The 23,021-nt window shown below is 68.4% G+C and carries 27 protein-coding genes; 14 read left to right on the forward strand and 13 right to left on the reverse strand.

The window, feature by feature from the left end; translation table 11 throughout:
- Nucleotides 1-4 precede the first annotated feature (4 nt).
- The 4 genes from ACM6LU_RS10590 (at nucleotide 5) to ACM6LU_RS10605 (ending at nucleotide 3,959) form a co-directional block, all read left to right on the forward strand.
- A complete protein-coding gene (locus tag ACM6LU_RS10590) occupies nucleotides 5-1,123 on the forward strand; it encodes an acyl-CoA dehydrogenase family protein (protein WP_414937450.1) in 1,119 nt (372 codons plus the stop codon).
- On the forward strand, nucleotides 1,120-1,887 hold the full coding sequence (locus ACM6LU_RS10595) for an SDR family oxidoreductase (protein ID WP_414937451.1): 768 nt from the start codon (nucleotides 1,120-1,122) through the stop codon (nucleotides 1,885-1,887). Before ACM6LU_RS10590 ends, ACM6LU_RS10595 begins: the two co-directional genes overlap by 4 nt.
- 325 nt (nucleotides 1,888-2,212) lie before the next feature.
- A complete protein-coding gene (locus ACM6LU_RS10600) occupies nucleotides 2,213-2,815 on the forward strand; it encodes a TetR/AcrR family transcriptional regulator (RefSeq protein WP_414937452.1) in 603 nt (200 codons plus the stop codon).
- A complete protein-coding gene (locus ACM6LU_RS10605; RefSeq protein WP_414937453.1) occupies nucleotides 2,808-3,959 on the forward strand; it encodes an acetyl-CoA C-acetyltransferase in 1,152 nt (383 codons plus the stop codon). The genes ACM6LU_RS10600 and ACM6LU_RS10605 overlap by 8 nt, the downstream gene beginning before the upstream one ends.
- Here ACM6LU_RS10605 and ACM6LU_RS10610 read toward each other — a convergent pair.
- Nucleotides 3,943-5,097, reverse strand: coding sequence for an MFS transporter (locus ACM6LU_RS10610; RefSeq protein WP_414937454.1), 1,155 nt, complete (start codon nucleotides 5,095-5,097; stop codon nucleotides 3,943-3,945). The genes ACM6LU_RS10605 and ACM6LU_RS10610 overlap by 17 nt on opposite strands.
- A 68-nt stretch (nucleotides 5,098-5,165) precedes the next feature.
- Between ACM6LU_RS10610 and ACM6LU_RS10615 the strand changes: the two genes are divergently transcribed.
- On the forward strand, nucleotides 5,166-5,642 hold the full coding sequence (locus ACM6LU_RS10615) for a winged helix-turn-helix transcriptional regulator (protein ID WP_414937455.1): 477 nt from the start codon (nucleotides 5,166-5,168) through the stop codon (nucleotides 5,640-5,642).
- A 516-nt stretch (nucleotides 5,643-6,158) separates the two neighbouring features.
- On the opposite strand, the gene ACM6LU_RS10620 is transcribed toward ACM6LU_RS10615, so the two are convergent.
- From ACM6LU_RS10620 to ACM6LU_RS10640, 5 genes are read right to left on the reverse strand one after another with little or no spacing between them, the layout of a single operon-like run.
- On the reverse strand, nucleotides 6,159-7,484 hold the full coding sequence (locus tag ACM6LU_RS10620; RefSeq protein ID WP_414937456.1) for an NAD(P)/FAD-dependent oxidoreductase: 1,326 nt from the start codon (nucleotides 7,482-7,484) through the stop codon (nucleotides 6,159-6,161).
- On the reverse strand, nucleotides 7,477-7,713 hold the full coding sequence (locus ACM6LU_RS10625; protein WP_414937457.1) for a ferredoxin: 237 nt from the start codon (nucleotides 7,711-7,713) through the stop codon (nucleotides 7,477-7,479). Before ACM6LU_RS10625 ends, ACM6LU_RS10620 begins: the two co-directional genes overlap by 8 nt.
- A 31-nt stretch (nucleotides 7,714-7,744) precedes the next feature.
- Nucleotides 7,745-8,350: a ferric reductase-like transmembrane domain-containing protein gene (locus tag ACM6LU_RS10630; RefSeq protein WP_414937458.1), complete on the reverse strand. Its 606-nt coding sequence runs from the start codon at nucleotides 8,348-8,350 to the stop codon at nucleotides 7,745-7,747.
- Nucleotides 8,343-9,110: a DUF4142 domain-containing protein gene (locus ACM6LU_RS10635; RefSeq protein ID WP_414937459.1), complete on the reverse strand. Its 768-nt coding sequence runs from the start codon at nucleotides 9,108-9,110 to the stop codon at nucleotides 8,343-8,345. Before ACM6LU_RS10635 ends, ACM6LU_RS10630 begins: the two co-directional genes overlap by 8 nt.
- Entirely contained in the window at nucleotides 9,094-9,654 is a 561-nt protein-coding gene (locus tag ACM6LU_RS10640; RefSeq protein ID WP_414937460.1) for a hypothetical protein, read from the reverse strand. Before ACM6LU_RS10640 ends, ACM6LU_RS10635 begins: the two co-directional genes overlap by 17 nt.
- 260 nt (nucleotides 9,655-9,914) lie before the next feature.
- On the opposite strand from ACM6LU_RS10640, the gene ACM6LU_RS10645 reads away from it, so the two are divergent.
- The 4 genes from ACM6LU_RS10645 to ACM6LU_RS10660 all read left to right on the forward strand — a co-directional run bounded on the left by ACM6LU_RS10645 (nucleotide 9,915) and on the right by ACM6LU_RS10660 (nucleotide 13,293).
- Nucleotides 9,915-10,466, forward strand: a complete 552-nt coding sequence (locus tag ACM6LU_RS10645; RefSeq protein ID WP_034317190.1) for a sigma-70 family RNA polymerase sigma factor — start codon at nucleotides 9,915-9,917, stop codon at nucleotides 10,464-10,466.
- Nucleotides 10,463-11,209, forward strand: coding sequence for an anti-sigma factor family protein (locus tag ACM6LU_RS10650; protein WP_414937461.1), 747 nt, complete (start codon nucleotides 10,463-10,465; stop codon nucleotides 11,207-11,209). The genes ACM6LU_RS10645 and ACM6LU_RS10650 overlap by 4 nt, the downstream gene beginning before the upstream one ends.
- Before the next feature lie 190 nt (nucleotides 11,210-11,399).
- On the forward strand, nucleotides 11,400-12,479 hold the full coding sequence (locus ACM6LU_RS10655) for a DUF1996 domain-containing protein (protein WP_414937462.1): 1,080 nt from the start codon (nucleotides 11,400-11,402) through the stop codon (nucleotides 12,477-12,479).
- A gap of 256 nt (nucleotides 12,480-12,735) precedes the next feature.
- Nucleotides 12,736-13,293 carry a sugar O-acetyltransferase gene (locus ACM6LU_RS10660; RefSeq protein ID WP_414937463.1) on the forward strand — a complete coding sequence of 186 codons (558 nt, stop codon included), beginning with the start codon at nucleotides 12,736-12,738 and terminating at the stop codon, nucleotides 13,291-13,293.
- A 3-nt stretch (nucleotides 13,294-13,296) separates the two neighbouring features.
- Here the strand turns inward: ACM6LU_RS10660 and ACM6LU_RS10665 are convergent, their stop codons facing one another.
- The gene (locus ACM6LU_RS10665; protein WP_414937464.1) at nucleotides 13,297-13,764 is read right to left on the reverse strand and encodes an Lrp/AsnC family transcriptional regulator; all 468 of its coding nucleotides are present in this window, start codon (nucleotides 13,762-13,764) and stop codon (nucleotides 13,297-13,299) included.
- Between the two features lie 103 nt (nucleotides 13,765-13,867).
- Here ACM6LU_RS10665 and ACM6LU_RS10670 point away from each other — a divergent pair, with 103 nt between their 5' ends.
- Nucleotides 13,868-14,344 carry a DUF2000 domain-containing protein gene (locus ACM6LU_RS10670; RefSeq protein ID WP_414937465.1) on the forward strand — a complete coding sequence of 159 codons (477 nt, stop codon included), beginning with the start codon at nucleotides 13,868-13,870 and terminating at the stop codon, nucleotides 14,342-14,344.
- A gap of 279 nt (nucleotides 14,345-14,623) precedes the next feature.
- Here ACM6LU_RS10670 and ACM6LU_RS10675 read toward each other — a convergent pair whose 3' ends face one another.
- From ACM6LU_RS10675 to ACM6LU_RS10695, 5 genes are read right to left on the reverse strand one after another with little or no spacing between them, the layout of a single operon-like run.
- Nucleotides 14,624-15,415, reverse strand: a complete 792-nt coding sequence (locus ACM6LU_RS10675) for an alpha/beta fold hydrolase (protein WP_414937466.1) — start codon at nucleotides 15,413-15,415, stop codon at nucleotides 14,624-14,626.
- A 31-nt stretch (nucleotides 15,416-15,446) separates the two neighbouring features.
- The gene (locus ACM6LU_RS10680) at nucleotides 15,447-16,493 is read right to left on the reverse strand and encodes an NAD(P)H-dependent flavin oxidoreductase (protein ID WP_414937467.1); all 1,047 of its coding nucleotides are present in this window, start codon (nucleotides 16,491-16,493) and stop codon (nucleotides 15,447-15,449) included.
- Nucleotides 16,490-17,215 (reverse strand): CoA-transferase subunit beta, encoded by a 726-nt coding sequence (locus ACM6LU_RS10685; RefSeq protein ID WP_414937468.1) that lies wholly within the window; start codon nucleotides 17,213-17,215, stop codon nucleotides 16,490-16,492. Before ACM6LU_RS10685 ends, ACM6LU_RS10680 begins: the two co-directional genes overlap by 4 nt.
- Complete coding sequence (locus ACM6LU_RS10690; protein ID WP_414937469.1) at nucleotides 17,212-18,072, reverse strand: CoA transferase subunit A; 861 nt, start codon at nucleotides 18,070-18,072, stop codon at nucleotides 17,212-17,214. The genes ACM6LU_RS10685 and ACM6LU_RS10690 overlap by 4 nt, the downstream gene beginning before the upstream one ends.
- On the reverse strand, nucleotides 18,072-18,821 hold the full coding sequence (locus ACM6LU_RS10695; RefSeq protein ID WP_414937470.1) for an enoyl-CoA hydratase family protein: 750 nt from the start codon (nucleotides 18,819-18,821) through the stop codon (nucleotides 18,072-18,074). The genes ACM6LU_RS10690 and ACM6LU_RS10695 overlap by 1 nt, the downstream gene beginning before the upstream one ends.
- A 91-nt stretch (nucleotides 18,822-18,912) precedes the next feature.
- On the opposite strand from ACM6LU_RS10695, the gene ACM6LU_RS10700 reads away from it, so the two are divergent.
- Both ACM6LU_RS10700 and ACM6LU_RS10705 read left to right on the forward strand, forming a co-directional pair.
- Nucleotides 18,913-19,710 (forward strand): SDR family oxidoreductase, encoded by a 798-nt coding sequence (locus ACM6LU_RS10700; RefSeq protein WP_414937471.1) that lies wholly within the window; start codon nucleotides 18,913-18,915, stop codon nucleotides 19,708-19,710.
- On the forward strand, nucleotides 19,707-20,612 hold the full coding sequence (locus tag ACM6LU_RS10705) for an SDR family oxidoreductase (protein WP_414937472.1): 906 nt from the start codon (nucleotides 19,707-19,709) through the stop codon (nucleotides 20,610-20,612). Before ACM6LU_RS10700 ends, ACM6LU_RS10705 begins: the two co-directional genes overlap by 4 nt.
- A gap of 103 nt (nucleotides 20,613-20,715) precedes the next feature.
- Here ACM6LU_RS10705 and ACM6LU_RS10710 read toward each other — a convergent pair whose 3' ends face one another.
- Nucleotides 20,716-21,582, reverse strand: a complete 867-nt coding sequence (locus tag ACM6LU_RS10710; RefSeq protein WP_414937473.1) for a GNAT family N-acetyltransferase — start codon at nucleotides 21,580-21,582, stop codon at nucleotides 20,716-20,718.
- A 66-nt stretch (nucleotides 21,583-21,648) separates the two neighbouring features.
- Between ACM6LU_RS10710 and ACM6LU_RS10715 the strand changes: the two genes are divergently transcribed.
- Both ACM6LU_RS10715 and ACM6LU_RS10720 read left to right on the forward strand, forming a co-directional pair.
- Nucleotides 21,649-22,494 carry an SCO6745 family protein gene (locus ACM6LU_RS10715; RefSeq protein ID WP_414937474.1) on the forward strand — a complete coding sequence of 282 codons (846 nt, stop codon included), beginning with the start codon at nucleotides 21,649-21,651 and terminating at the stop codon, nucleotides 22,492-22,494.
- A gap of 40 nt (nucleotides 22,495-22,534) precedes the next feature.
- Nucleotides 22,535-23,020, forward strand: a complete 486-nt coding sequence (locus ACM6LU_RS10720) for a pyridoxamine 5'-phosphate oxidase family protein (RefSeq protein ID WP_414937475.1) — start codon at nucleotides 22,535-22,537, stop codon at nucleotides 23,018-23,020.
- Nucleotide 23,021 lies beyond the last annotated feature (1 nt).

Below are 23,021 nucleotides of genomic sequence, written 5' to 3' on the forward strand. Positions count from 1 at the left end.
GTGCGTGACAGAGGACGGCTTTCGCGACCGTGTGCGCACCTGGCTGGCGGAACACCTGCCGCCGGACTTGCGCGGTCTGGGCGGACCCGGCCGGGAGCACGAGGCGTTCGACGAGCGCGTCGAGTGGGAACGGCGGCTCGCGACGGCGGGCTGGACCTGCGTCGGCTGGCCGGTCGAGCACGGCGGGCAGGGCGCGACGCTCGAACAGCAGGTCGTCTTCCACGAGGAGTACGCGCGGGCCGGTGCGCCGGCGAGGGTGAGCCACCTGGCCCAGGAACTCTTGGGGCCCACCCTGATCGCGTTCGGCACGCCTGAGCAGCGGAAGCGGTTCCTGCCACCGATCGTGGCCGTCGAGGAACTGTGGTGCCAGGGCTATTCCGAACCCGGTGCCGGTTCCGACCTCGCGGCGGTGTCGACCACCGCGACCCTCGACGGCGACGAGTGGGTACTCAGCGGACAGAAAGTGTGGACGTCGCTCGCGCACGTGGCCGACTGGTGTTTCGTCCTCGCCCGGACCGGGCCCGGCTCGAAGCGCCACAAAGGACTGTCCTATTTGCTCGTCCCGATGCGGCAGCCAGGGGTCGAGGTCCGCCCGATCCGGCAGCTCACCGGGACTTCGGAGTTCAACGAGGTCTTCTTCGACGGCGCCCGCACGGCGAAGGACCTGGTCGTCGGCGAACCCGGTGACGGCTGGCGGGTGGCCATGGGCACGCTCGCGTTCGAGCGCGGCGTCGCGACGCTCGGTCAGCAGGTCGGTTTCCGCCGGGAACTCGAAGAACTCACCAAGATCGCGCCGGGCGACCCGGTCATCGCCGAGCGGATCGACCGCGCGTGGGTCGGGCTGGAGGTCATGCGGGCGCACGCGATCCGCACCCTCGGCGACTCGTCACCCGGCGTGGCCGAAGTGTCCAAACTGGTCTGGGCGAACTGGCATCGGGACCTGGGAGAGCTGGCGATGCTCGTCCGCGGCGCGCGGGGCATGCTCGCGGAAGACGGCCTCGACGCCTGGCAGCGGCTCTTCCTCTTCACCCGCGCCGACACGATCTACGGCGGCTCCAACGAAATCCAGCGCAATGTCCTCGCCGAGCGCGTGCTCGGGCTTCCCCGGGAGGTACGACCGTGATTCCGGTACCGAAATACCCCGAGGGCGCGAACCTCCTGCGGGACAAGGTGGTCGTGGTGACGGCGGCGGCCGGTACCGGGATCGGCTCCGCGGTGGCGAAACGCGCCAAGGAGGAAGGTGCCCGCGTCGTGATCAGCGACTGGCACGAACGGCGCCTCGCCGAGAAGGCCGCCGAACTCGGCGACGTCCACGCGATCCCCTGCGACGTCACACGAGAAGACCAGGTCCAAGCGCTCATCGACGGAGCCGCCGAGCGTTACGGCCGGATCGACGTGCTCGTCAACAACGCCGGTCTCGGCGGCACCAAGTCCATAGTGGACATGGCCGACGACGAGTGGTCGCGGGTCATCGACGTCACCCTCAACGGCACTTTTCGCGCGACGAGGGCCGCGGTCGAGCGGTTCATCGCCCAGGGCGATGGCGGGGTGATCGTCAACAACGCGTCGGTGATCGGCTGGCGCGCGCAGGCCGGGCAGGCGCACTACGCGGCGGCGAAGGCGGGGGTCATGGCGCTCACCCGCTGCGCGGCCGTCGACGTCGCCGAGCACGGCATCCGCGTCAACGCCGTCGCGCCGAGCCTGGCGATGCATCCGTTCCTGGCCAAGGTGACCAGCGAGGAACTGCTCAAAGAACTCACCTCGCGCGAGGTCTCGGGGAGGGCGGCGGAACCCTGGGAAGTGGCGAATGTGATGGTGTTCCTCGCCAGTGAGTACTCGTCGTACCTCACCGGCGAGGTCGTGTCCGTGAGTTCCCAGCATGCGTGAGACCTGCGGGCGGAGCTGCGATGAATGCCGGGAAGGTGACCTTACGCGTGAACCCGCCCGGCCGAAGGCCTCGCGATCGCGGTGGCAGGGCGCCTTGTCCGCGGGACGTGATATGACCTACCAGCTAGTGTCGCGTGATCCTGCGGTCTCACCCGTGATCAGACGGCGATCTCCGGAGTTCGCCGTCCAATCACGCGAGTTCGCCGCTCAATCACGCGAGTTCGCCGTCCGAGGAACGAAACCACACGTCAAGCAAGCAGGATCACGCGACACCAGCGCCCTGCCGACGTCGATCGCGGGTTCACCACAAGACAACGAGGTACCGATGAAGTCCAGTCCAGGTTCCCGCCGCGCCGAACTGCTCGCCCTGGCGGCGAAACTGTTCGCCGAGCGCGGTTACGTCTCCACCACGGTGCGGGACATCGCGGACGCGGCCGGGATCCTTTCCGGCAGCCTTTACCACCATTTCGACTCGAAGGAGTCGATGGCGGACGAGATCCTCACCGGATTCCTCGACGAACTCTTCGGCGCCTATGCCGAGATCGTCGCGGAAGGCAAAGGCCCGCGGGAAACCCTCGAAGCCGTCGTCGTGGCGTCGTTCGAGTCCATTCACCGGCGGCCCGCCGAGGTGGCGATCTACCAGTCCGAAGCGAAACACCTGACGCAGCTGCCGCGCTTCGACTACCTCACCGACCGCAACACCGAATTCCGCAAACTGTGGAACGCGATCCTCACCGACGGCATCGCGGCCGGTGTCTTCCGTGCCGACCTCGACGTCGAACTCACCTACCGGTTCATCCGCGACACCGTCTGGGTGGCGGTGCGCTGGTACAACCCCGACGGCACGCTGAGCGCGGACGACGTCGCGCAGCAGTACCTCGGAATCCTTTTGGACGGAATCGCGACGAAGAGGAGGCGGCGTGGCTGAAGCCTATGTACTGGACGCGGTGCGGACCCCGGTCGGGAAACGCGGGGGAGCGCTCAGCGGCGTTCATTCCGCCGACCTCGGTGCCCACGTCATCCAGGCCGTCGTCGAACGAGCGGGTGTCGACGCCGACCTGGTCGACGACGTCATCCTCGGCTGTACCGACACGCTCGGCCCGCAGTCCGGGAACATCGCGCGGACGGCGTGGCTCGCGGCGGGATTCGGGCATCACGTGCCGGGCGTGACGATCGACCGGCAGTGCGGTTCGAGCCAGCAGGCCGTGCACTTCGCCGCGCAGGCGGTGTTGGCCGGGACGATGGACCTCGTGCTCGCCGGCGGCGTGCAGAACATGAGCGCGATCCCGATCAGCGCGGCGATGCTGGCCGGGCGGGAGTACGGCTTCGACGACCCGTTCTCCGGCTCGAAGGGCTGGCAGGAGCGCTACGGCAGCGTCGAGGTTTCGCAGTTCCGCAGTGCCGACATGATCGCCGAGCACTGGGACCTGACCCGCGAAGCGATGGAGGAGTACGCCTTCCGCAGCCATCAGCGCGCGATCGCGGCCATCGACGAAGGCCGGTTCGCGCCCGAGATCGCGCCGTTCGCCGGTGTCGGCCTGGACGAGGGGCCCAGGCGTGACACCAGTTTGGAGCGGATGGCCGGTCTGAAGCCGCTGAGCGAGGGCTCACGTATCACCGCGGCCGTTGCCAGCCAGATCTCGGACGGCGCCAGCGCGACGCTCATCGCGTCCGCAAGTTTCGTCGAAGAGCACGGCCTCACCCCGCGTGCCAGGATCCATCATCTTTCGGTGCGGGCGGCCGATCCGGTGTGGATGCTGACCGGGCCGATCCCGGCGACCGCGCACGCGCTGCGGAAAACCGGGCTGAGCATCGAAGACATCGACCTGTTCGAGGTCAACGAGGCGTTCGCGAGTGTCGTACTGGCGTGGATCGAGGAGACGGGCGCCGATCCGGACCGCGTCAACGTCAACGGCGGCGGTATCGCACTCGGTCATCCCATCGGGGCGACCGGGACGAAACTGTTCGCGACCCTGCTGCACGAACTCGAACGGCGAGGCGGCCGCTACGGGCTGCAGACGATGTGTGAAGGCGGTGGAACGGCGAACGTCACGATCATCGAGCGACTCTGACCTTCCGCGTACTCCATACGGCGAGCGCGAGCGCGCTGAATCCCGCGCCCAGCAGGCAAACCCCGGTCCAGCCCGCGAAGGCGTAGACGGCCGTAGAGCCGATGGCCCCCAGGCCGCTGCCGACCGAGTAGAAGATCATGTAGCCGCCGATCAGCCTGCTGCCGGCGTCCGGCCGGAGCGGGTAGATCAGCGTCTGGCTCGTGACGTGCACGGCTTGGACGGCGAGGTCGAGCAGGACGGCGCCCGCCGCCAGGGCCCACAGTGACGTACGCGTGAAACCCAGCGGCACCCAAGACAGCAGGAGCAGGCCCAGCGCCATCCCGGTCGTCCACTGTGCCCGGCCGCGGTCCGCGAGCCGACCGGCGGGTGCCGCCGCCAGCGCACCCGCCGCCCCGGCCAGCCCGAACGCGCCGATGACCGTATGCGACAGGCCGTCCTCGCTGAGCGGTAAGGCGACGGAACTCCAGAGGGTGCCGAACGCGGCGAAGATCAGCAGCGCGAGCGTTCCGCGTACCCGGAAAACGCGTTCCTCGACGAAGAGGGACCACGTCGACCGCAGCAGCCGCCCATAGGTCAGGCCCGTTCCGGCGGGGACCGGGCCGGGCAGCACGCGGTACAGCACGATCGCGATCAGCACCGTCACACCGGCGGACACGACATACACCGCACGCCAGCCGGCGACGTCGGCGAGTGTGCCCGACACCGTGCGCGCGAGCAGGATGCCGAGGACGACGCCGGTCGTCACGAGACCGACCACGCGCCCACGCTCGGCAGGTGCGGCCAGCGACGCCGCGGACGCGACGAGGAGTTGCGTGACCACCGCGAGAACGCCGATCGCCGCCATCCCGGCGAGCAGCACGACACCGTTCGCGGCCGTCGCGGCGACCAGTTCGGCGATCGCCAGCAGCGTCAGCAGCCCGACGACGAGCCGCCGTCGGTCGAGCAGGTCACCGAGCGGCACCAGGAGGAACAGGCCGAGGCCGTAGCCGAGCTGCGTGAGCGTGACGATGGCGCCCACGGTCGACGCGGCGATCCCGAGATCGGCGCCCATGGTGACGAGCAAGGGCTGGGCGAAGTAGATCGTGGCGACGGACGTCCCGGCGGCCACGGCGAACAACAGGACGACACCGCGGTGCACAGACCCTCCAATTGGTTTCAACTTGCTACCACTCGGAAGATAGAGCACTGCGGTTGTAAGATGCAACCATGGTGAAGCGGACCACGTTCGACGAAGCTTCTTGCCCGGTGGCGCGCTCGGTCGACACGATCGGCGACTGGTGGTCACTCCTGATCGTGCGCGACGCCTTCGACGGCGTCCGCCGCTTCGGTGAGTTCCAACGCAGCCTGGGCGTCGCGAAGAACATCCTCTCCGCCAGGCTGCGAGCGCTCGTCGGGCACGGGGTGCTCGACGTCGTCCCGGCCTCGGACGGGAGCTCGTACAGCGAGTACGTCCTGACGGCGAAGGGTCGTGACCTGTTCCCGGTGATCGTCGCGTTGCGGCAATGGGGAGAGACGCACTTCTTCGGCGCCGGCGAACCGCGGTCGGAGCTGGTGGACCGCGCCGATCAGCGTCCGTTGCGGGGGCTTGAGGTCCATGCCGCGGATGGACGCGTCGTCGGTCCGGACGACACCGTGGTGGTGAAAGTGAGTGAGGGAAGTACGGGACGGCACCTCCGCAAGTAGTCGACTACTCGCGGAGGAAGACCGCGGTGGAGGTGAGTGGGGAGGATTTGGGACACCCAAGGTCCCGAATCCTCCCCACTCGGCTGGCTTGACGGGGTCAGGCACGGCTTGGTGACGATGTAGGAATCGGGACGCTGACTGAACGTCCCAATTCCTACATCGTCAGCCCTTGCGGAGGTCGGCGGCAGGTAGGCAAGTACCGGTCCGCTCTGTGTCCCGAATCCTTCACCGACGACGACCCGGCGCCGGTCTCGGAAATACCGCTCTGCCCTGACCCGAAACGCCACCTACGCCTGCATAGGTCGGGACCCTTCCAGGTGAGTCATGCCCGGAAGGGCCCCGACCGGACGCGGGGAGCCCGGAGGGCGGTACCCGGCGGAGCCCGAATCACCGTCGGTCCCGGATCCTCCCGGCGTCCCCAAGGGGTGGCGGTGGGTGCGGAGGCCCGGCAACCCACCGCCACCTGAGGGGACCGCGGCCGCCGCGCGCGGCCCCGGTCCTCGTCGCGCACCCGGGTCACCCGGCGGGAACGCGAGCCCAGGGCATCTCCTCCTGCGCCGGAACGGCCGCCGTCGGGGTGTCGGACAGGAAGTCCCGCTCGAACGGGGCCAGGATGTCCTCCCCGATCGCGACGGAAGCCGCGAACGACGGCTCGGCGGGAGCGGGGAACACCGGCTCGGGCACCGGCAGCCGCCGGTCGAGTTCGGCGGTCCAGTGGATCATCGCCTTCGGCCGGTCCCAGCCCGCCGCGCCGATCAGCCTGCCGTCGCGGACGAAACCGGTGACCCAGTCGGAAAGTTCGATCGTGTCCTTGCCAAGCGACGGCATCCCGACGGTCTGCAGCCGCGTGTCGTACAGGGACGACCAGCCGCGGGGGAGCGGCGTGTACGGCCGCGCGTTGCCCTTGCCCAACATCAGGCTTTCCGCCGCCGCCCGCCCGGATTCGACGCCGTTCATCCAATGCTCGACCCGGCGCGGGGTCTCGTCGATCCGCAGGTTCGGCCACTTCGCGACGTCACCGGCGACCACGACGTCCTCCGCCCCGACGGCGAACAGGGTCGATTCGCACAGGACACCGTCGTCGATGGTCAGTTCCGAGCCGCGGAGCCAGTCCACGGCGGGCACGCTGCCGATCGCGAGCACCACGCAACTGGCCACCAGGAACTGGTTGTTGGTCAGGTGCAGGCCGACCGTCTCCTTGGTGCTGATCCAGTTCCGCACCTCGGTGTTCATCGCCAGCTTGGCGCGGTGGTGCTGGTGTTCCTTCGTAAGCGCCGACGCGATCCGCTCCCCGAAGCGGTGCAATGGCGCCTTCGCGTGGCCGATGAGCGTGACGTCCCGGCCCATGTACCGCATCGACGCGGCGAACTCGTTCCCGATCAGGCCACTGCCGATCACCACGACGGACTTGTTGCTGTTCCCCAGCGCCCGCCGGACGGCGAGGGAATCCTCCACGGTGCGCAGCACCCGGACCCGGGGGTCGTGGCGCGGCGAGCCGGGAAGGTGCCGGGGGTAGACGCCGGTCGCGAGGATCAGGCCGTCGTACCAGAGGGATTCCCCGCCCGGCAGGTGCACCGTGCGTTCCTTGCTGTCGAGCCGGCTCGCCCGCGTGCCGAGCCGCCAGTGGACGTCCAGGTCGAGGTACGGCTCCAGGCTCGCCGCCACCGGTTTCACCCCGCCGGTGATGAGTTCCTTCGACACCATCGGCCGGTGATACGGCTTCCGCGGCTCGTCGCCGACCAGCACGATCTCGCCGTCGAAACCGAGTTCCCGCAGGCGTTCCGCGGAGCGGAGCCCGGCGACGCCTGCCCCGACGATGACGATCCGGTCCCCGTCACTCATCGTCGTACGCTCCTTCTCCCCTGACTCTGATGGCTTGTTTCGGGCAGAGCCGGGCGGCGGAAATGGCCTGGTCCAGGCCGTCCCGGTCGACCATCCGGCGGATGCGGAGCTTGCCGTCCGGCCCGATCTTGAACGTGGCGGGCGCCTCCATCTCGCAGAAGCCGAAGATCTCGCACCGCTCGTTGTCGACGCTGACGCGGGTGCCGCGCCGCACGCTTCCGAAGATCATTTTTCCGTCTCTCCAAGTCTTTTCGCGCTCGTCAGACCAGTTCCTCGACCAGGCCGAGCCGTTCCAGGTACCGGGTCGGCATGAACCGCAGGGTGGTCAGCAGCACGACGGGGACCAGCAGGGTGATCCCGCCGAACCACAGGAGGCCGAGGTGCCCGTTGGCCATGGCACCGAAGAACGAATGCAGCGCCGTGATCGCGACCGCCGGATAGGCGAGCCGGTGGATCCACAGGAAGCGCCGGTAGGAGCTGAACCGGCTGATGCCGCCGGTCAGCGCGACGGCGATCATGACCTCGAGCCCGATGACGCCCAGTTCGTGCCGCGCCAGCGTGCCCGGCAAAAGCGGGATCGTGACCTGCGCCATGGTGAAACCGTCGGGCAGGAACAGGAACGACATCGCGTGCACGACGCCGAACGACAGCGTCAGGATGCCGAGCACCATATGCGAGTTGCGCAGTGCCTTACGCCCGGTCAGCGACTTGATCCAGCCGGTCGCGGTGAACACGCCCCAGCACAGGGTGAGGCACATGAAGCCGTAGGAGATCCGGGCGGAGGTCTGCGCCATGCCTTTGATTCCGGGGTCCGTGTCCGCCTTCTGGGTCAGGACGATCACCACCTCGGACCACTGGTCATACATTGAGCTCTCCCGGTGCACTGGGAACCAGTTCCGGTTCGGCGGCGGCCGCGCGTTCGCGGGTCCGGATGTTCTTGCCGCGCAGGGTCCGGATGGCGAAGAACAGCCCACCGCCGAGCACCACCGCCAGCAGCAGGCCGAGGCCGAAGTCGCCGTAGCCGACGTCCATCGCGGCGTTGGCCGAGTTCGACTGCGGCACCGGCGCTTCCGGCAGCAGCGACTGGTCGACGACGCCGGTGCTCTCCAGCAGGGTCATATGCCGCAGCACCGCCTGGTTGGCCGTGGTGGCGTAGTCGCGTACGACATCGTTGCGGGTACCGGCCCTGACCTGGGCGATGACGGGGAACAGCACCCCGTGCGCGTACCGGAGCCGGTTGGCGAAGATCCGGTCGAACTCGCTGTCGTCGCGGGCGGCCTTCATCTCGCCGAGCCACGCCGACTGCTGGTCCGACGGTTCGCCCGGGAGTGCGATACCGAACCTGTCGGCGATGGCGTGCGTCGCGGTGTCGAGCCTGCCGTGGTCGATCATCAGCGTTCGGCCGACTTCGCGGGTCCGCTTGCTCTTTCCGCGTTCCTGCGCCCACATCCCGGCCGGCATTTCCCACAACCCGGCCAGTTTGACGTTGACGATCAGGTTCCTGTCCGCCGCGGACAGTTCTTGGGCGTGCGCGTCGCCGACGGGGCCGAGCAGCGTCACCGCGGCCGTCGCCAGCAGGACCAGCAGACGGGAGAACACTCCGGGGGTGTCAGACGCCGAGGTCATCGGCCTGCCAGGTGTCCGCGGTGAGCAGCACTTTCGTGCCGTCCGGCTTGACCGGGAACCACGCGCCGTCGACGCCCTGTCCGTCGGTGTTGCCGGGCATCGCGTCCTTCACGTTGCGGTAGAGCGGCCGGCCCGCGAGCGTGACCTGGTCCGTACCGTCGTCCCTGGTCACGGTGCCGACCAGGGCGCGGTCGATCCCCGTCACCACGAGGTCACCGTCGGCCTTGGCGGGAATCCAGGTCCGCGAGCAGGTTTCAGCGCAATTCGACTTCGGCGGGTCGACCGTGTCCTTGTCGTAGCGGTAAAGCGTGAATCCGTTGGTGTCGGTGACGATCGGTCCGAGGTCGAACAGAATCGCCGCCGTGACACCGGGGGCCGTTTCCGCGGCGGGATCGGGCATTCCGGGGATCTTCGCCGCGCCGGCGGCGGGGGCCGCGCCCGGAGAGCCGTTCGGTCCCGCGGTACCGGTGGTGCAGGCCGCGGTCAACGCGATCGTGGCCAAGCTGAGGGTCAGCGGTATGACCGAGCGTGACACGGGGTTCACGGAAATCCTCCTGTCGGGGGCCAGAGGAGAACGCCATCGCCGCGGGGCGACGGTGCGCAGGCAGGTCTAAGTCCACTATGGACACTCGTGTTCCACAGTGGATTCGGCGGTGCGGGGGACAGCGCCGGGTCGGGGGGTCTTCGGTAGGGGATACGGTCGCGAAGCGGAAACGGTTCAAAAAACTTTCACGGGCGCCAGAACCGGGGCAGAACGGTTTTGGTACTGGACTTGTCGCCCCTGATCGCACAAAGATGTGCCGCGTGGGACGCCACTCTCGGATACTGCAGCCAATAGTCGATCATGAACCCGCGTCGAACGGGCATGACGACCTCATCAGGGCGTTGTACCAGGAGTTCGGGTCGAGCCTGATGGCGTTCGTGCTGAAGCTGACCGGACACGATCGCCAGTGGGCCGAGGACGTGGTCCAGGAGACGCTCATCAAGGCGTGGCGCAACGCCGGAAAACTCGACCGGCAGCCCGAAATGCTGCGTGCCTGGCTCTTCACCGTGGCCAGGCGCATCGTCATCGACGGCTGGCGGAGCCGGAGCGCCCGCCCTCAAGAGGTGGAGGAACTCGAGTCGGATTCGATCGGAGTGCCGGACGAATCGGAGAAGACGCTCGCGGCCATGATCGTCTACGAGGCCCTGCGCAATCTTTCCCCGGAACAACGTGAAGCCGTCCAGCAGACCTACCTGCGTGACCGCACCGTGAACGAGGTCGCGGCGACGCTCGGGGTTCCGCCGGGTACGGTGAAATCGCGGATCCACCACGCTGTGCGCGCGCTGCGCAGGGCGCTGCAGGAGCGGGGGTGAGCGAGGTGTCGGGAGCGCCGCACACGGACATCGCCGCCTACGTGCTTGGCGTCCTCGGCGAAGAGGATCACGCCAGGTTCGAGGCACATCTGCTGGAGTGCCCCGAGTGCCAGGTCGAACTGGTGGAGATGTACCACTTGCCCGACATCCTGGACATGGTCAAGAAGAGCTGGCCGGACCCGCCCGTGAAGGGGCCGGGGCCGCGGGTGCTGCGGATGCTGCTCGCCGACGCCGCCAAGGCAGGCCGCCGACGCAAGGTCATCCGGCTCGCGACGGCCGCCGCCGTGCTCGTGCTCGTCGTCGGCGGGCCGCTCACCGTGCTCTCCATCACCGACCGTGAACCGGTCATCACGCAGGCCGCGCCCGTCGTCGTCACGTCGGTGGTGCCGTTGTCGCCGTCCAGGGAGTCCGGCCCGGACGGCGGCGCCGCCCCGTTCGGCTGGTCCGAGGCGGGCAACGCGGTCGCCGCCGAGGTCACGGTCCAGGAGAAGGAGTGGGGCAGCGCGGTCGAACTCGAACTGCGCGGCCTCATCGGCCCGATGACCTGCCAGCTTTTCGCCTACTCCCACAGTGGAGAGGTCTACGTCGTCAACAACTGGAGCGTGCCGTCCAAGGGTTACGGCGTCCCCGGATCTCCTGATCCCCTCGTCATCACCGGTTCGACGGCGTTGCAGAAGGCCGACATCGAACGTTTCGAGGTCCACAACCAGGACGGTTCCGTGCTGGCGATCGTGCGCCGGTAGTTCGATAACGGAAAGATAACGACGGGATCGCGTTTTGAACCGGCTTCCGGCCGGGACCGTATCTCTCCTTAGCCGGATCTCCCTCGGCGGGCGAACGGAAGGTTCGCCGCTAATTCGGCGAATGCGTCGCTCATGCCTGGGTGCGACTGATTGTTTCGGGTGCCCGGAAACGAATGAGGTGAGCAAGTCAATGGCAGGAAATCAAGGGCGCCATCGTATCGTCCGCAGGACCAAGATCGCGACCGCGTTGCTGGGCCTGTCGATCGCGGTCGGTGGACTGGTGGTGTCCACCACGACCGGCGACTCCGGCAAGGCCGCCGCGGACGAGGCGGACAAGTCGCAGTTCGTGGACATCGCCAAGGTCCGGCCGAACGTCGACAAACCGGAGCCGGGTGAGAACGCGTCCACGGGCTCGTTCACCGTCGACTGCGGCAAGAACGAGAACGGGCACTTCAACCCCGACAACTTCATCGCGCAACCGGGTATCCGCAATGGCGCCCAGCATGTGCACGACTACGTCGGAAACTCTTCCACGAACGCGGATTCGAACAACGACAGCCTGTTGGGTGCCGGGACCACCTGCGAGAACGGGGACGAGTCGGCGTACTTCTGGCCGGTGGTGCGGATCGACACCGAGGAGGAGGGTGAAGACCAGCAGGGCCGGAACCAGGGTAGTCGGAACAACCAGAACCAGGCGCAGCTGGACGAGCCGAACGCGGACAACGAACTCGCCGGCAACGACGGCGAGATCCAGCGGCCCGCGGTCGTCGACATCACCTTCAAGGGCAATGCCAAGGAGAAGGTGAAGGAAATGCCGAAGTTCCTCCGGATCCTTTACGGTGACGCGAAGGTCACCGCGAACGGGCCCGCCAACGCGCGGGAAAGCTGGACCTGCACCGGCTTCGAAAACCGGGTGATCAAGCAGTACCCGATCTGCCCAGGGGGCAGTGACGTCAAGCGGGTGCACACCTTCCCGAGCTGCCTCGCCGGAAACAACATCGACAGCGAGAATCATCGGGACCACATGAGATATCCCGACGGGAACGGCGAGTGCGCCAACGGGCTGACGGCCGTTCCCGAGCTCACCATCTCGCTGACCTACCGGATCCCCCGGGACGTCCAGGCCAATGGTCGGTACAAAGTGGACTCGTTCCCCGAGGAGGACCACAACCCCTTCTCCGACCACGACGATTTCGCGAACGTGATGTCGAACCAGATCATGGATCGCCTCGTCGACTGCGTCAATGAGGGACGTAAATGTCGCGAATGAAACGCTGAGGGTCTTAGTCGTCCTCGGCCCACTGCGATGGCCGAGGCGGTTCAACGGAAGCGAGAACCGGCGAACAGGAGGAAATACTCCGGCCCGGCGGGTCCCCCCCCTACACCTCACCCACCCGCCGGGCCGGCCCTACTCGGAAAAGCGATCGACACAACTGAAGAACGCTCCGCAAGCGTTTACCCCGCCCTGACGGCGGCTTCCCCGAAGGGAGGCTCGCCGTCGAGGCTCTTTTCGGTAGGTTGGCGGCATGGGTGAGCAGAAGGACCGCATGCTGCGCGGTGAGCTGTACCGGGACAACGACCCCGAACTGGTCGCGGACCGCGAACGCGCACAGGGTCTCGTCGACCGGTTCAACGGCACGGGCGCCGAGGAGACCGGTGAGCGGGACACGATTCTCCGTGAACTGCTGGGAAAACTCGGTGAAGGTTCCTGGATCATGCCGCGGTTCCAGTGCGACTACGGCTATCTGATCGAGATCGGCGCCAACAGCTTCCTCAACTACGACGCCATCCTGCTCGACTGCGCCCCGATCAAGATCGGCTCGGACTGCTCGATCGGCCCGCGTTGCCAGCTGCTCACCGCCCTGCATCCGATGGAGGACCACGAGTCGCGGCGGCAGCGCTGGGAATCGGCCGCGCCGATCACCATCGGGAACAACGTCTGGTTCGGTGGCGGTGTCATCGTGTGCGCCGGAGTGACCATCGGGGACGACGTCGTGGTGGGCGCGGGCAGTGTCGTCACGCGGGACCTGCCGTCGAAGGTGTTCGCCGCGGGTAACCCGGCTCGCGTCATCCGGGAGCTCTGAGACTCACCTGGTCACCGGTGTGATCCGCGTGCGCCGGATGTGCTCGAAGACCATGGAGGTCCGCACGTCGGCCACTTCCGGCCGTTCGGTCAGCTTGTCGATCACGAAGGCGTAGAGGCTCTCGTTGTCGGGGACGGCCACGTGCAGGATGAAGTCCTCGGTCCCGGTGGTCACGTAGAGGCCGACGATATCGGGCAGCGCGTTGACGAAGTTCCGGAAGTTCTCGATGTTCCTCCGCGACGGCGGGCGCACCCGGATCGCGATGAGCGCCTGTACCCCGCGGCCGATCGACGGCAGGTCCACGTCCAGCAGCGCGCCGCGGATCACGCCGCGCTCACGCAGGCCGCGGGTGCGGTCGAGTGCCGTGGTCGGCGAAACGCCCACCGCGGCGGCCACTTCACGGTTGGTCTTCCGTGCGTCCGACTGCAATTGCGCCAGGATCGCCTGATCAAGTTCGTCCAGCCGTGCCATGTCGAGTCTCCTGCCGTATTAAGTACGAACTTGGTGGACCGTACCCGTATACAGATCTAGCTTGGCCTTGTTCATTCGTTGATGTGAGCAGGAGACCAGCTGAATGTGCGAGCACGATACGGCCTTCGGGTTCACCCCCGAGGAGATCGATCCCACCGCGTCCACCCGATCGGCCAGGTTGAAATGGGTCATCGTGGTCAACACTGAGCTGCCGCCGGGGCGCGCGGTCAACGCGGCCGTCTGCACCGCTGTGGCCACCGCGACCGGCGTGCGCGGCCTCCTGGGCGAGAAAGCGTTCGACGCCGACGGCGAGCGGTACACGGGCCTGCCGTGGACCGGATGCTCGATCCTGTCGGCCGACCCCGAGAAGCTGCGGGCCATCCGCGCCAAGGCCGCGGCCTCACCCGGCTGCCACGTCGCCGACATGCCCGCGGTCGCCCAGCAGATCCGGGTCTACGCCGAGTTCCTCGCGACGATGAAGGAGATCCCGACCGAGGAGATGGACTACTGCGCCGTCGGCATAGTCGGGCCGCGGAACCGGATCGACAAGCTGGTCGGGAAGCTTCCGCTGATGGCCTGAGTGGGGCGGTGGTCGTGAGCGGTGAGGACGGTTAGGGCCAAGGGTGTCCTAAGACCCTGCCGGGTTCCGGGTGCCGTGTCGCGAAAGCCACTTTCGGGACGTCAGACGTCGCGAAAGTGGCTTTCGCGACACCCGGGATTCGGACGACACGCGTGCCAGAATGGACGACAGGCTACGCAGCGAGTCGTCCCGCAGAGAACACGAAACCGCCACCCGCGCATCGCAGTAGGTACCTAAGACACCCTCGGCCCTAATTCACGAGACCCACGGGACCGGTCCTCACGGCTCGAGGAGGTCCCGCAGTGCTTCGGTGAACTGGGCCGGATTCCGTTGCGGCGCCAGATGTGCCCCGGGCATCTCGGTGAACGGCAGGCCCAGTTCGAGCGCGAGGATCTTCGCGGGCTGGTAGTGGTAGTGCCCCCGGCTGCCGACGCCCGCGACCGGGAGGATCTCGGTCCTCGCTTTCCGCAGCGTCCGCAGATCGGGAAGGTAGTCGAGGATTTCGGCCAGCTCGCGGCCGAACAGCCGCTTCCAGTCCTCCTCGTTCGGCAGCCGGATCGCGCGCAGTTCGGGCAGCGCGGCACCGGCGATCCCGTCGGTGAACCGTTTGAACGCCCCCATGAGGTCGCCCGCCTGCGCGAGCCGGACCTGTGCGTTGGCCTCGTCGAGCCAGCCGAGCGCGTCCGGGAGCAGCTGGACGGCGGGCGGTTCGTGGGCGACCAGGACGTTCGCCGCGTCCGGGTAGCGGGCGACGAGGTCGAGGCCGATCAGCGCGCCCGCGCTGGTTCCGAACACGCTCGCGGGCCCGCCGTCGACGTGTCGGAGGACGGCGTAGGCGTCGTCGGCCTGCTTCGGCACGCTGACCGGGCCGGTGCTGGTGTCGGTGCTGCGGAAGTGGCCGCGCCGGTCGTAGGTGACGACGGTGTGGTCGTCGGCGAGCAGCTTCGTCATCGTCCGGAAGCTGTCGGCCGAACCCAGCCCGCCGGCGATCAGGAGCAGAAGCGGCCCTTCGCCGGTGCTGCGGACGTACAGCTCACCGTCCTCGACCGGACAACGACTCTCCGAGATCATGGCCGAAGTCAAGCACAGCGTGTCCGCCTCCTCATCCGGAGGCCAGCCGCCGCAGAATGCCGGTGGCGTCGGCCACGATCGTCTCGATCAGCTCACCGACTCCCGGCAGGTCGTCCAGCAGGCCGACGACCTGCCCGGACGCCAGCACCCCGGCGCTCCGGTCGCCCTCGACCAGCCCGGCGCGCAGCAACATCGGCGTGTTGGCGGCCATCAGGACCTGTGACCACGTTCGGTGACCCCCGCGTTTCATCCGCAGTCCTTCGGTGGCCAGCGAGCGCCACGACAACCCGGTCAGCTTCCGGAACTTCGCGGCGTTGCGGGCGGCCCGGGCGAACCCGCTCACCGGACCGGCGGATTCGAGCGCGTCGACCAGTTCCGTCCGGAGGACGCGGTGCGGCATCCCGTCCACCTTGCGGGTGACGACAGTGCCGTTGAGGTCACGGGCGAGGTACGCCTGCTTGATCTCGCCGGGGACGGTGCTCTCCCGCGTGAGCAGGAACCGGGTGCCCATGGCGACCCCGGCGGCACCGTAGGAGAGGGCCGCGGCCAGCCCTCGGCCGTCGAAGAATCCGCCTGCCGCGACCACCGGGATGTCGACGGCGTCCAGCACCGAGGGCAGCAGCAAGGTCGTCGCGACCCCACCGGTGTGCCCGCCGCCCTCGCCGCCCTGCACGATGACGGCGTCCGCGCCCCAGCTCGCGACCTTCTCCGCGTGCCTCGCGGCGCCGACCGACGGGACGACGAGGACGCCGCTGTCCTTCAGTCGCGCGATCATGTCCTTCTTCGGCGCGAGCGCGAAGGAAGCGACCCTGACCTCCTCGCCGACGAGCAGCTCGACCCGGCGCGTGGCGTCTTCGGCGTCCGCGCGGAGGTTGACGCCGAACGGCCGCGACGTGCGGCTCTTGACCTCCTTGATCGCCGCCGCCAGTTCGTCGTAGCTCATCGTCGCGGAAGCGAGGATGCCGAGACCGCCCGCTTCCGCCGTCGCGGACACCAGTCGCGGCCCGGCGACCCAGCCCATGCCGGTCTGCACCACCGGGTGCCGGATCCCGGCCAGTTCGGTCAGCGCGGTCTTCACGACGGGACTTCCTTGTCCCGTTCGGCTTTCGGGTCGAGACTGGTCCGGATCAGCAGCAGTTCGGACTCGGTCGGCAGCCGGGACTCCGCGACGTCGCCGGTGATCAGCGGGAACGATGTCGCCTCGACGACCTCGGCCACGGAAACCCCCGGATGCACCGAAACCAGCCTCGGCGCGTGGTCCTCGCCGCCGAAATCGAGGACGCCGAGATTCGTGACGACGCGGTGGACATCGTGGTATCGCAAGCCGGCTTCGCGTGCCCTGGCATAGCCGACGCCGGACACGACGTCGACCTGGTCGACGAAGACCCGCTTGCTGTGCCTCGGAACCCAGTAGCTCGTTCGGTGGTTGGCCGTGTTGCCCGGGCCGCCGCGCACCCCGAGGAGTTGCTTCTTCGGCTGGGGATGCTCGCCGATCGCCGAGATGTTCTGGTTGCCCTCGCCGTCGATCTGGTTGGCGCCCATCACGACATGGCGCTTTCCGCGCGGTACCACGGTGTCGAGGACCTTGCGGAACGGTTGCCAGCCTTCGACGACGGCTTCGGGGGTCATCAGGTACGCCTCGCCGTCGGACAGCAGGATGTCCGGCTCGAAGGTGAGCCTGGCGAGCCGGGCACCCAGCGACGGGATGAAACCCATGGGGCTCACCACGATCTCCCCGTCGCCGCGGAACAGTTCGGCGCAGGCCACGACGACGATTTCGGCACGCGTTACGTCGCTCATGCGGACTCCCCGAATTCGGCGACGGCTTTCTGGTACCGCGTTTCGTCCCCGGACAGGAACCGGTCCACGAACCCGGGCCACGCGTCGAGATCCTTGGCGGCCTCGGCGTAGTGGCGCTGAAAGCGTTCGTCGCGTCCGTAGTCCGGGGCGGCGGTGGTGAAGTGCGCGCCGTTGGGTGTTTCGGCGACCCCGGTGACGAGCATCCGGCTCAGCAGCAGGCTCTGTACCGGTCCCGCTTCGGTGAGTTCGGCCGTCTCCACGATCCTTTCCGTGGACACGTAACACCTGTCGGCGGCGAGTGCGAACAGTTCGTCGAAGTACGGATCCGGTCCGAGGTACTGCGCGTTTCCCCAGGCGTCGGCGCGGTTGAGGTGGACGAAGGCGACGTCGAGCTTGAGCGCGGGCACGGCCAGCAGTTCCTCGGCGTCGTCGTAGGGGGAGCGGACGGTGCGCAACGACGGGTTCAGGTCCATGACGCCCGAGCCGAGGCCCGCCCGCGTCGGCAGGAACGGAAGTCGTCGCGCCGCGGCGGAAAGACCGGTACCGAAAACGCCCTCGTCGTACTCGGTGACGGTGATCGTCCCGGATTCCCTGGCACGGGAGAACCACGGGTCGTAGGGGACCGTGTCCAGCGTGACGAAGCCGAAGACGAGGTGCTCGAGCTTGCCCGCCGAGGCCAGCAGCCCGACGTCCGGGCCACCGTAGGAGACCACGGTGAGGTCTTTGACCGGCGACCGCAGGATCGCGCGCACCAGCGCCATGGGCTTGCGCCGGGACCCCCAGCCGCCGATCCCGATCGTCATGCCGTCCTCGAGTTCGCCGACGATCTCGTCCGGCGTCATCCGCTTGTCGGCCATCACTTCCCCTTACCTTCCAAGAACTCCTGGCGCGCGCCGTCGGAGACACCCGCCAGGTTGAGTTCGAAGGTGAATCCTTGCTCGAAGCGATAGCTGCGATGCACGGGCTGGACGTCGATTCCGTTGATGGCCTGTTTCGCCGCGCGGATCACGCGGGTGTCCTTCGCCGCGATCTGCCGAGCCAAGCCGAGGGCGGTCTCGTCGAGTTCTTCCCGCGAGACCACGGCATAGACCGAACCGTGGTGGTGCAACTGGTCAGCGGTGATCGTCGAAGCCGTGTAGTACAACGCGCGCATCAGGTGCTGGGGGACCAGCCGGGCGAGATGGGTCGCCGCGCCCAGCGCGCCGCGATCGACCTCGGGGAGCCCGAAGGTCGCGTCCTCGCTGGCGACCACGACGTCCGCGTTGCCGACCAGGCCGACCCCGCCGCCGAGACAGAAACCCTGTACCGCGGTGATCACCGGGACCGCGCAGTCGTACACGGCGGAAAACGCCGCCGCGCAGCCCTCGTTCGCGCCGATCAGCGCCCCGTACCCCGGATCGCGCTGGATCTCCTTGATATCGACACCCGCGTTGAACCCGCGGCCCTCCGCGCGCAGCACCACGACGTGGGTCGCGGGATCGCGCCCGGCGTCGGTGACGGCGGAGGCGAGAACGAACCATCCCTTCACGCTCAGCGCGTTCACCGGGGGCGCGTCGACCGTGACCACGGCGATGCCCGGCTCCGGCGAGTGGGTGGAAACGCTCATCGTGCCCCCTTCTCGCTACCAAACCTAGCACTTGCTTGGTACGTTAGCAGTGCGTCCGGTCCAGGTACAGCGAGCTTGAAGGAGGCCAGGTATGGCACTCGAACTCCGGCTCGACGGCGCCGTGGTGCTGGTGACCGGCGGGGTACGCGGTGTCGGCGCCGGTGTCACCAGGACTTTTCTGCGTGCCGGTGCCGAGGTCGTGACCTGTGCCCGCACCGAACCCGAGCGGCCGGTCTACGTCGAAGACAGGGCATCCACGTTCACCTCCTGCGACGTCCGCGACGCAGGAGAGGTCGACGCGCTCTTCGGGGAGATCCTCCGGCGGCACGGCAGGCTCGACGTCGTGGTCAACAACGCGGGCGGCGCGCCGTTCGCCGAGGTGGCGAACAGTTCGCCGCGGTTCCACGAGAAGGTGATCGGGCTGAACCTGCTGGCGCCGCTGACCGTCGCCCGCGCGGCGAACGGGATCATGCAGCGCCAGCCGCACGGTGGCGCCATCGTGAACATCAGCAGCGTCAGCGCGACGAGACCATCGCCGGGTACGGCGTCCTATGGTGCGGCGAAAGCGGGTTTGGACAATCTGACCGCGACGCTGGCCGTGGAGTGGGCGCCGAAAGTGCGGGTCAACGCGCTCGACGTCGGCATGGTCAAGACAGAGCACACGCATCTGCATTACGGCGACGAGGCCGGGATCGCCGCGGTGGGCGCGACAGTCCCGTTAGGACGGTTGGCCGAACCCGACGAAATCGGTTCCTGCGCGGTATTCCTGGCTTCTCCGCTGGCCTCCTATGTCAGCGGAGCCTGCTTGACCGTGCACGGCGGGGGAGAGGTGCCCGCCTTCCTCGCCGCCGCCAATTCCGTGGCAAAAGAACGAGAGGAGCCGGTGTGAGCGGGATCGCCGACGGCCGGATCGTGGTGGTGACCGGAGCCGGTCGTGGCATCGGACGGGCGCACGCGCTCGCGTTCGCCGCCGAGGGCGCGCGGGTGGTGGTGAACGACCTCGGCGCCGGGATCGACGGCAGCGGCGGATCGGCCGGGCCCGCGCAGGACGTCGTCGACGAGATCGAGGCGCTCGGTGGCGAGGCGGTCGCGAACACCGACGACATCGCGTCCTGGGACGGTGCCGCCGCACTGGTGCGGACCGCCGTCGAAACCTTCGGCGGGCTGGACGTCCTGGTCAACAACGCGGGGTTCCTGCGCGACCGGATGCTGGTCAACCTCGGCGAGGACGAATGGGACGCCGTCATCCGGGTCCACCTCAAGGGGCATTTCGCGCCGGCGCGGCAGGCCGCCGGGTACTGGCGCACGGAGGCGAAAGCCGGCCGGACGCGGGCAGCGCGGGTGATCAACACCAGTTCCGGGGCCGGCTTGCTCGGCAGCGTCGGACAGGGGAACTACGCCGCCGCGAAGTCCGGGATCCTGGGACTCACGCTGGTCGCGGCCACCGAGTTCGCGCGCTACGGCGTCACCGTGAACGCGATCGCCCCGGCCGCCCGCACCCGGATGACCGTAGAGGCGTTCGCCGCCGACATGGCCGCGCCGGAGCGCGGTTTCGACGCCATGGCACCGGAAAACGTGTCACCGCTGGTGGTGTGGCTCGGCAGCGAGGAGTCGTCCGGGGTGACCGGGCGGGTGTTCGAGGTCGACGGCGGACGCGTCTCGATCGCGCAGGGCTGGCGGCACGGCACGGTGCGGGACAAGGGCTCCCGATGGGCACCGGCCGAACTCGGCCCTGTCGTGGCCGAGCTGCTGGCCGATGCTCCCCTTCCCGAACCTGTGTACGGCACTTAAACGTTGGGCCGAGGGGCTGAAGGACGCTTTCCCCGCATCCCATGGGGGGAAAGCGTCCTTCACCGCATGAGACGCGGGGAAAGTCCCCTTCAGCCCCCACCGCTCAAGCGTCCCGGGTCAGGTCACGGACCTCGGGAAGCCGCTGGAACCCGCCCGATTCGTAGGTCGCGACGGCGGCGACGTTGGAGCTCGGCGTGCTCACGGCCGCGCTCGACGAGCCGAGCTCCTGGAGGGCGGCCGCCGCCGCGGCGGTGATCGCCCGGCCGTGGCCGTGTCCGCGATGGTCCCGGTGCACGCCCATCGGTTCGAGTACCCCGGGCTTCCCCGGACCGGCCGACCACACCGTCACCATCGCCACGGCGTTGCCATGGCCGTCATAAGCGACCAGACATCGGGCGTCGGCGTACGGCACGCCCGACGCCATCGCCTGCCAGCGCTCTTCCGAGAACTTCGATCCGTCGAACGCCGCCCGTGTCACGCCGGCCCACACCTGCGCCCGCTCCGGCCCGATCACTTCGATCCGCGGGTCCGGGGCCTTCACCGGTTCGGTGAGGTCGCGGTGCAGCGGTGTCCACGGTTCGCCGGTGCACCAGCCTCGTTCGGGCAGCAGGTCTTGGATCAGCGCGTCCTTCGGTGCCTCGATGAACACCTTCCCCGGCGGCAGTACCCCGCGCTCCGGCTCGATGACGTCCTCGACCAACCGCCGCGCCAGCTCTTCGTCCCGCCGCGAGTCCGGAGCGGTCGTCAGGCGCAGCAGGTCGGCGCCGTCCAGCAGCCCGACGGCGAGGATCCGGCCGTCCCGGCGCCAGGTCCGGACCGCCGCGGCCGTCGCTTCCGCACCGAACCGCCAGAACCAGCCCAGGTCACCGGGATGCAGCTGCCACGGCGAGCCCTCGTGCTGCCACTCCCGCACCGCGTCCACGGCCTCGCCGAGCCCGTCGATTTCCGGCTTCTCCACGGTGATCGCCATACCCGTGATCACACACCACCACGGAAGACGTTCGCATCCGGTTTTCGGTGCGGCCAAGATGGGGGTGTGACGTCACTTCAGCGTTGTCTCTGGGAAGCGGTCGAGCCGCTGCACGCCGTCGTCTACTTCGCTCCGGAAACGGCGGCCGCGGCCAAGGCGGTGGGCTTGCCGGGCTGGTGGATGGGCTATTTCGCCGGGCGGGTCTCGCCGCTCGGGCCGGTGACGGAACCGCCGGTGACCGCGATGCTCTTCGGGTTCGCCCCGAGGATGGTCGCGCGATCCCTGCCCGATGCCTGGAGATACGCCGAACCGGCGGTCGTGCTCCAGAGCCGGATGGACGCCGTCGAGGCGGCGCTGGGCCGGGTCCTGCCCGCTGACGCGCCGTTCGAAGAGCTGGCCGGTCTGCTCGAACAAGCCGTCACCGGCTGCGATTTCGCGGCCAGGCCACTCGCCGCCGCGTGGTCTTCGGTCGCCCGTCCCGCGAGTGCGGCAGGCCGGGTCTGGCTCGCGGCGACGGTGTTGCGCGAGCATCGCGGGGACGGTCACGTGCTCTCCGCCGTCGCCGCCGGGCTGCGCGGGCTCGACACCACGCTGACCCACATCGGCACCGGCGCGGTCGATCGTGAAGTCATCCAGATCAACCGAGGCTGGTCCGATGACGACTGGGAGGAGAGTGTCGCGCGGTTGTCCGAAAGGGGCGTCCTCGATGGCGAGCTGAAGCTCACCGAAGCGGGAATCGTTCTGCGCCAACGGATCGAGGACGAGACGGACCGCCTCGCCACCGGTCCTCTCGAAGCGCTCGGTGCCGACGGCGCCGCCGAGGTCGTGCGGATCGCCGTCCCGTTGAGCCGCCGGATCTTCGACGTCGGCGCGATCCCGCTGCCGAACCCGATGGGGGCACCGCGGCCCTGACCGCTCGAAACTGTCGTACCCCGGTGGGAGGCTGTTCCTCATGGCGACGTGGCAGCAATTCAGTGAAGAGGCACCCGCGCTGGCGGAGAAGATCAAAGAGCGGTTCACCGCGAAGAAGTCGCATGTGCTGGCGACGCTCCGGCGGGACGGCTCGCCAAGGGTCAGTGGCAGTGAGGTCGATTTCCGTGAAGAGGATCTGCTGATCGGATCGCTGATCAACGCGGTGAAGGCGAAAGACCTGCGATGTGACGGCAGGTTCGCGATCCACGCCGCCTCGGCGATCGACGAGGGGGGCGCGGACGCGAAGGTGGCGGGCAGGGCCGTCGAGATCACCGATCCGGCCGAGGTCGCCCGCCTGCAGGGCGACGACGAACCGGCCCATGTGTTCCGCCTCGACCTGTCCGAGGTGGCGCTGACCTGGGTCGAAGGCAATTCCCTGATGGTCGAGGTCTGGAAGGAGGGCCAGGGGAGCAAACGGCTCGCGAGGCCGGACAACGGTCCGGTGGTCGAGGTCGCGCTGGACTAGA

Origin of the sequence: Amycolatopsis sp. cmx-11-51, from assembly GCF_047608665.1 — a bacterium.
Lineage (GTDB): Bacteria > Actinomycetota > Actinomycetes > Mycobacteriales > Pseudonocardiaceae > Amycolatopsis.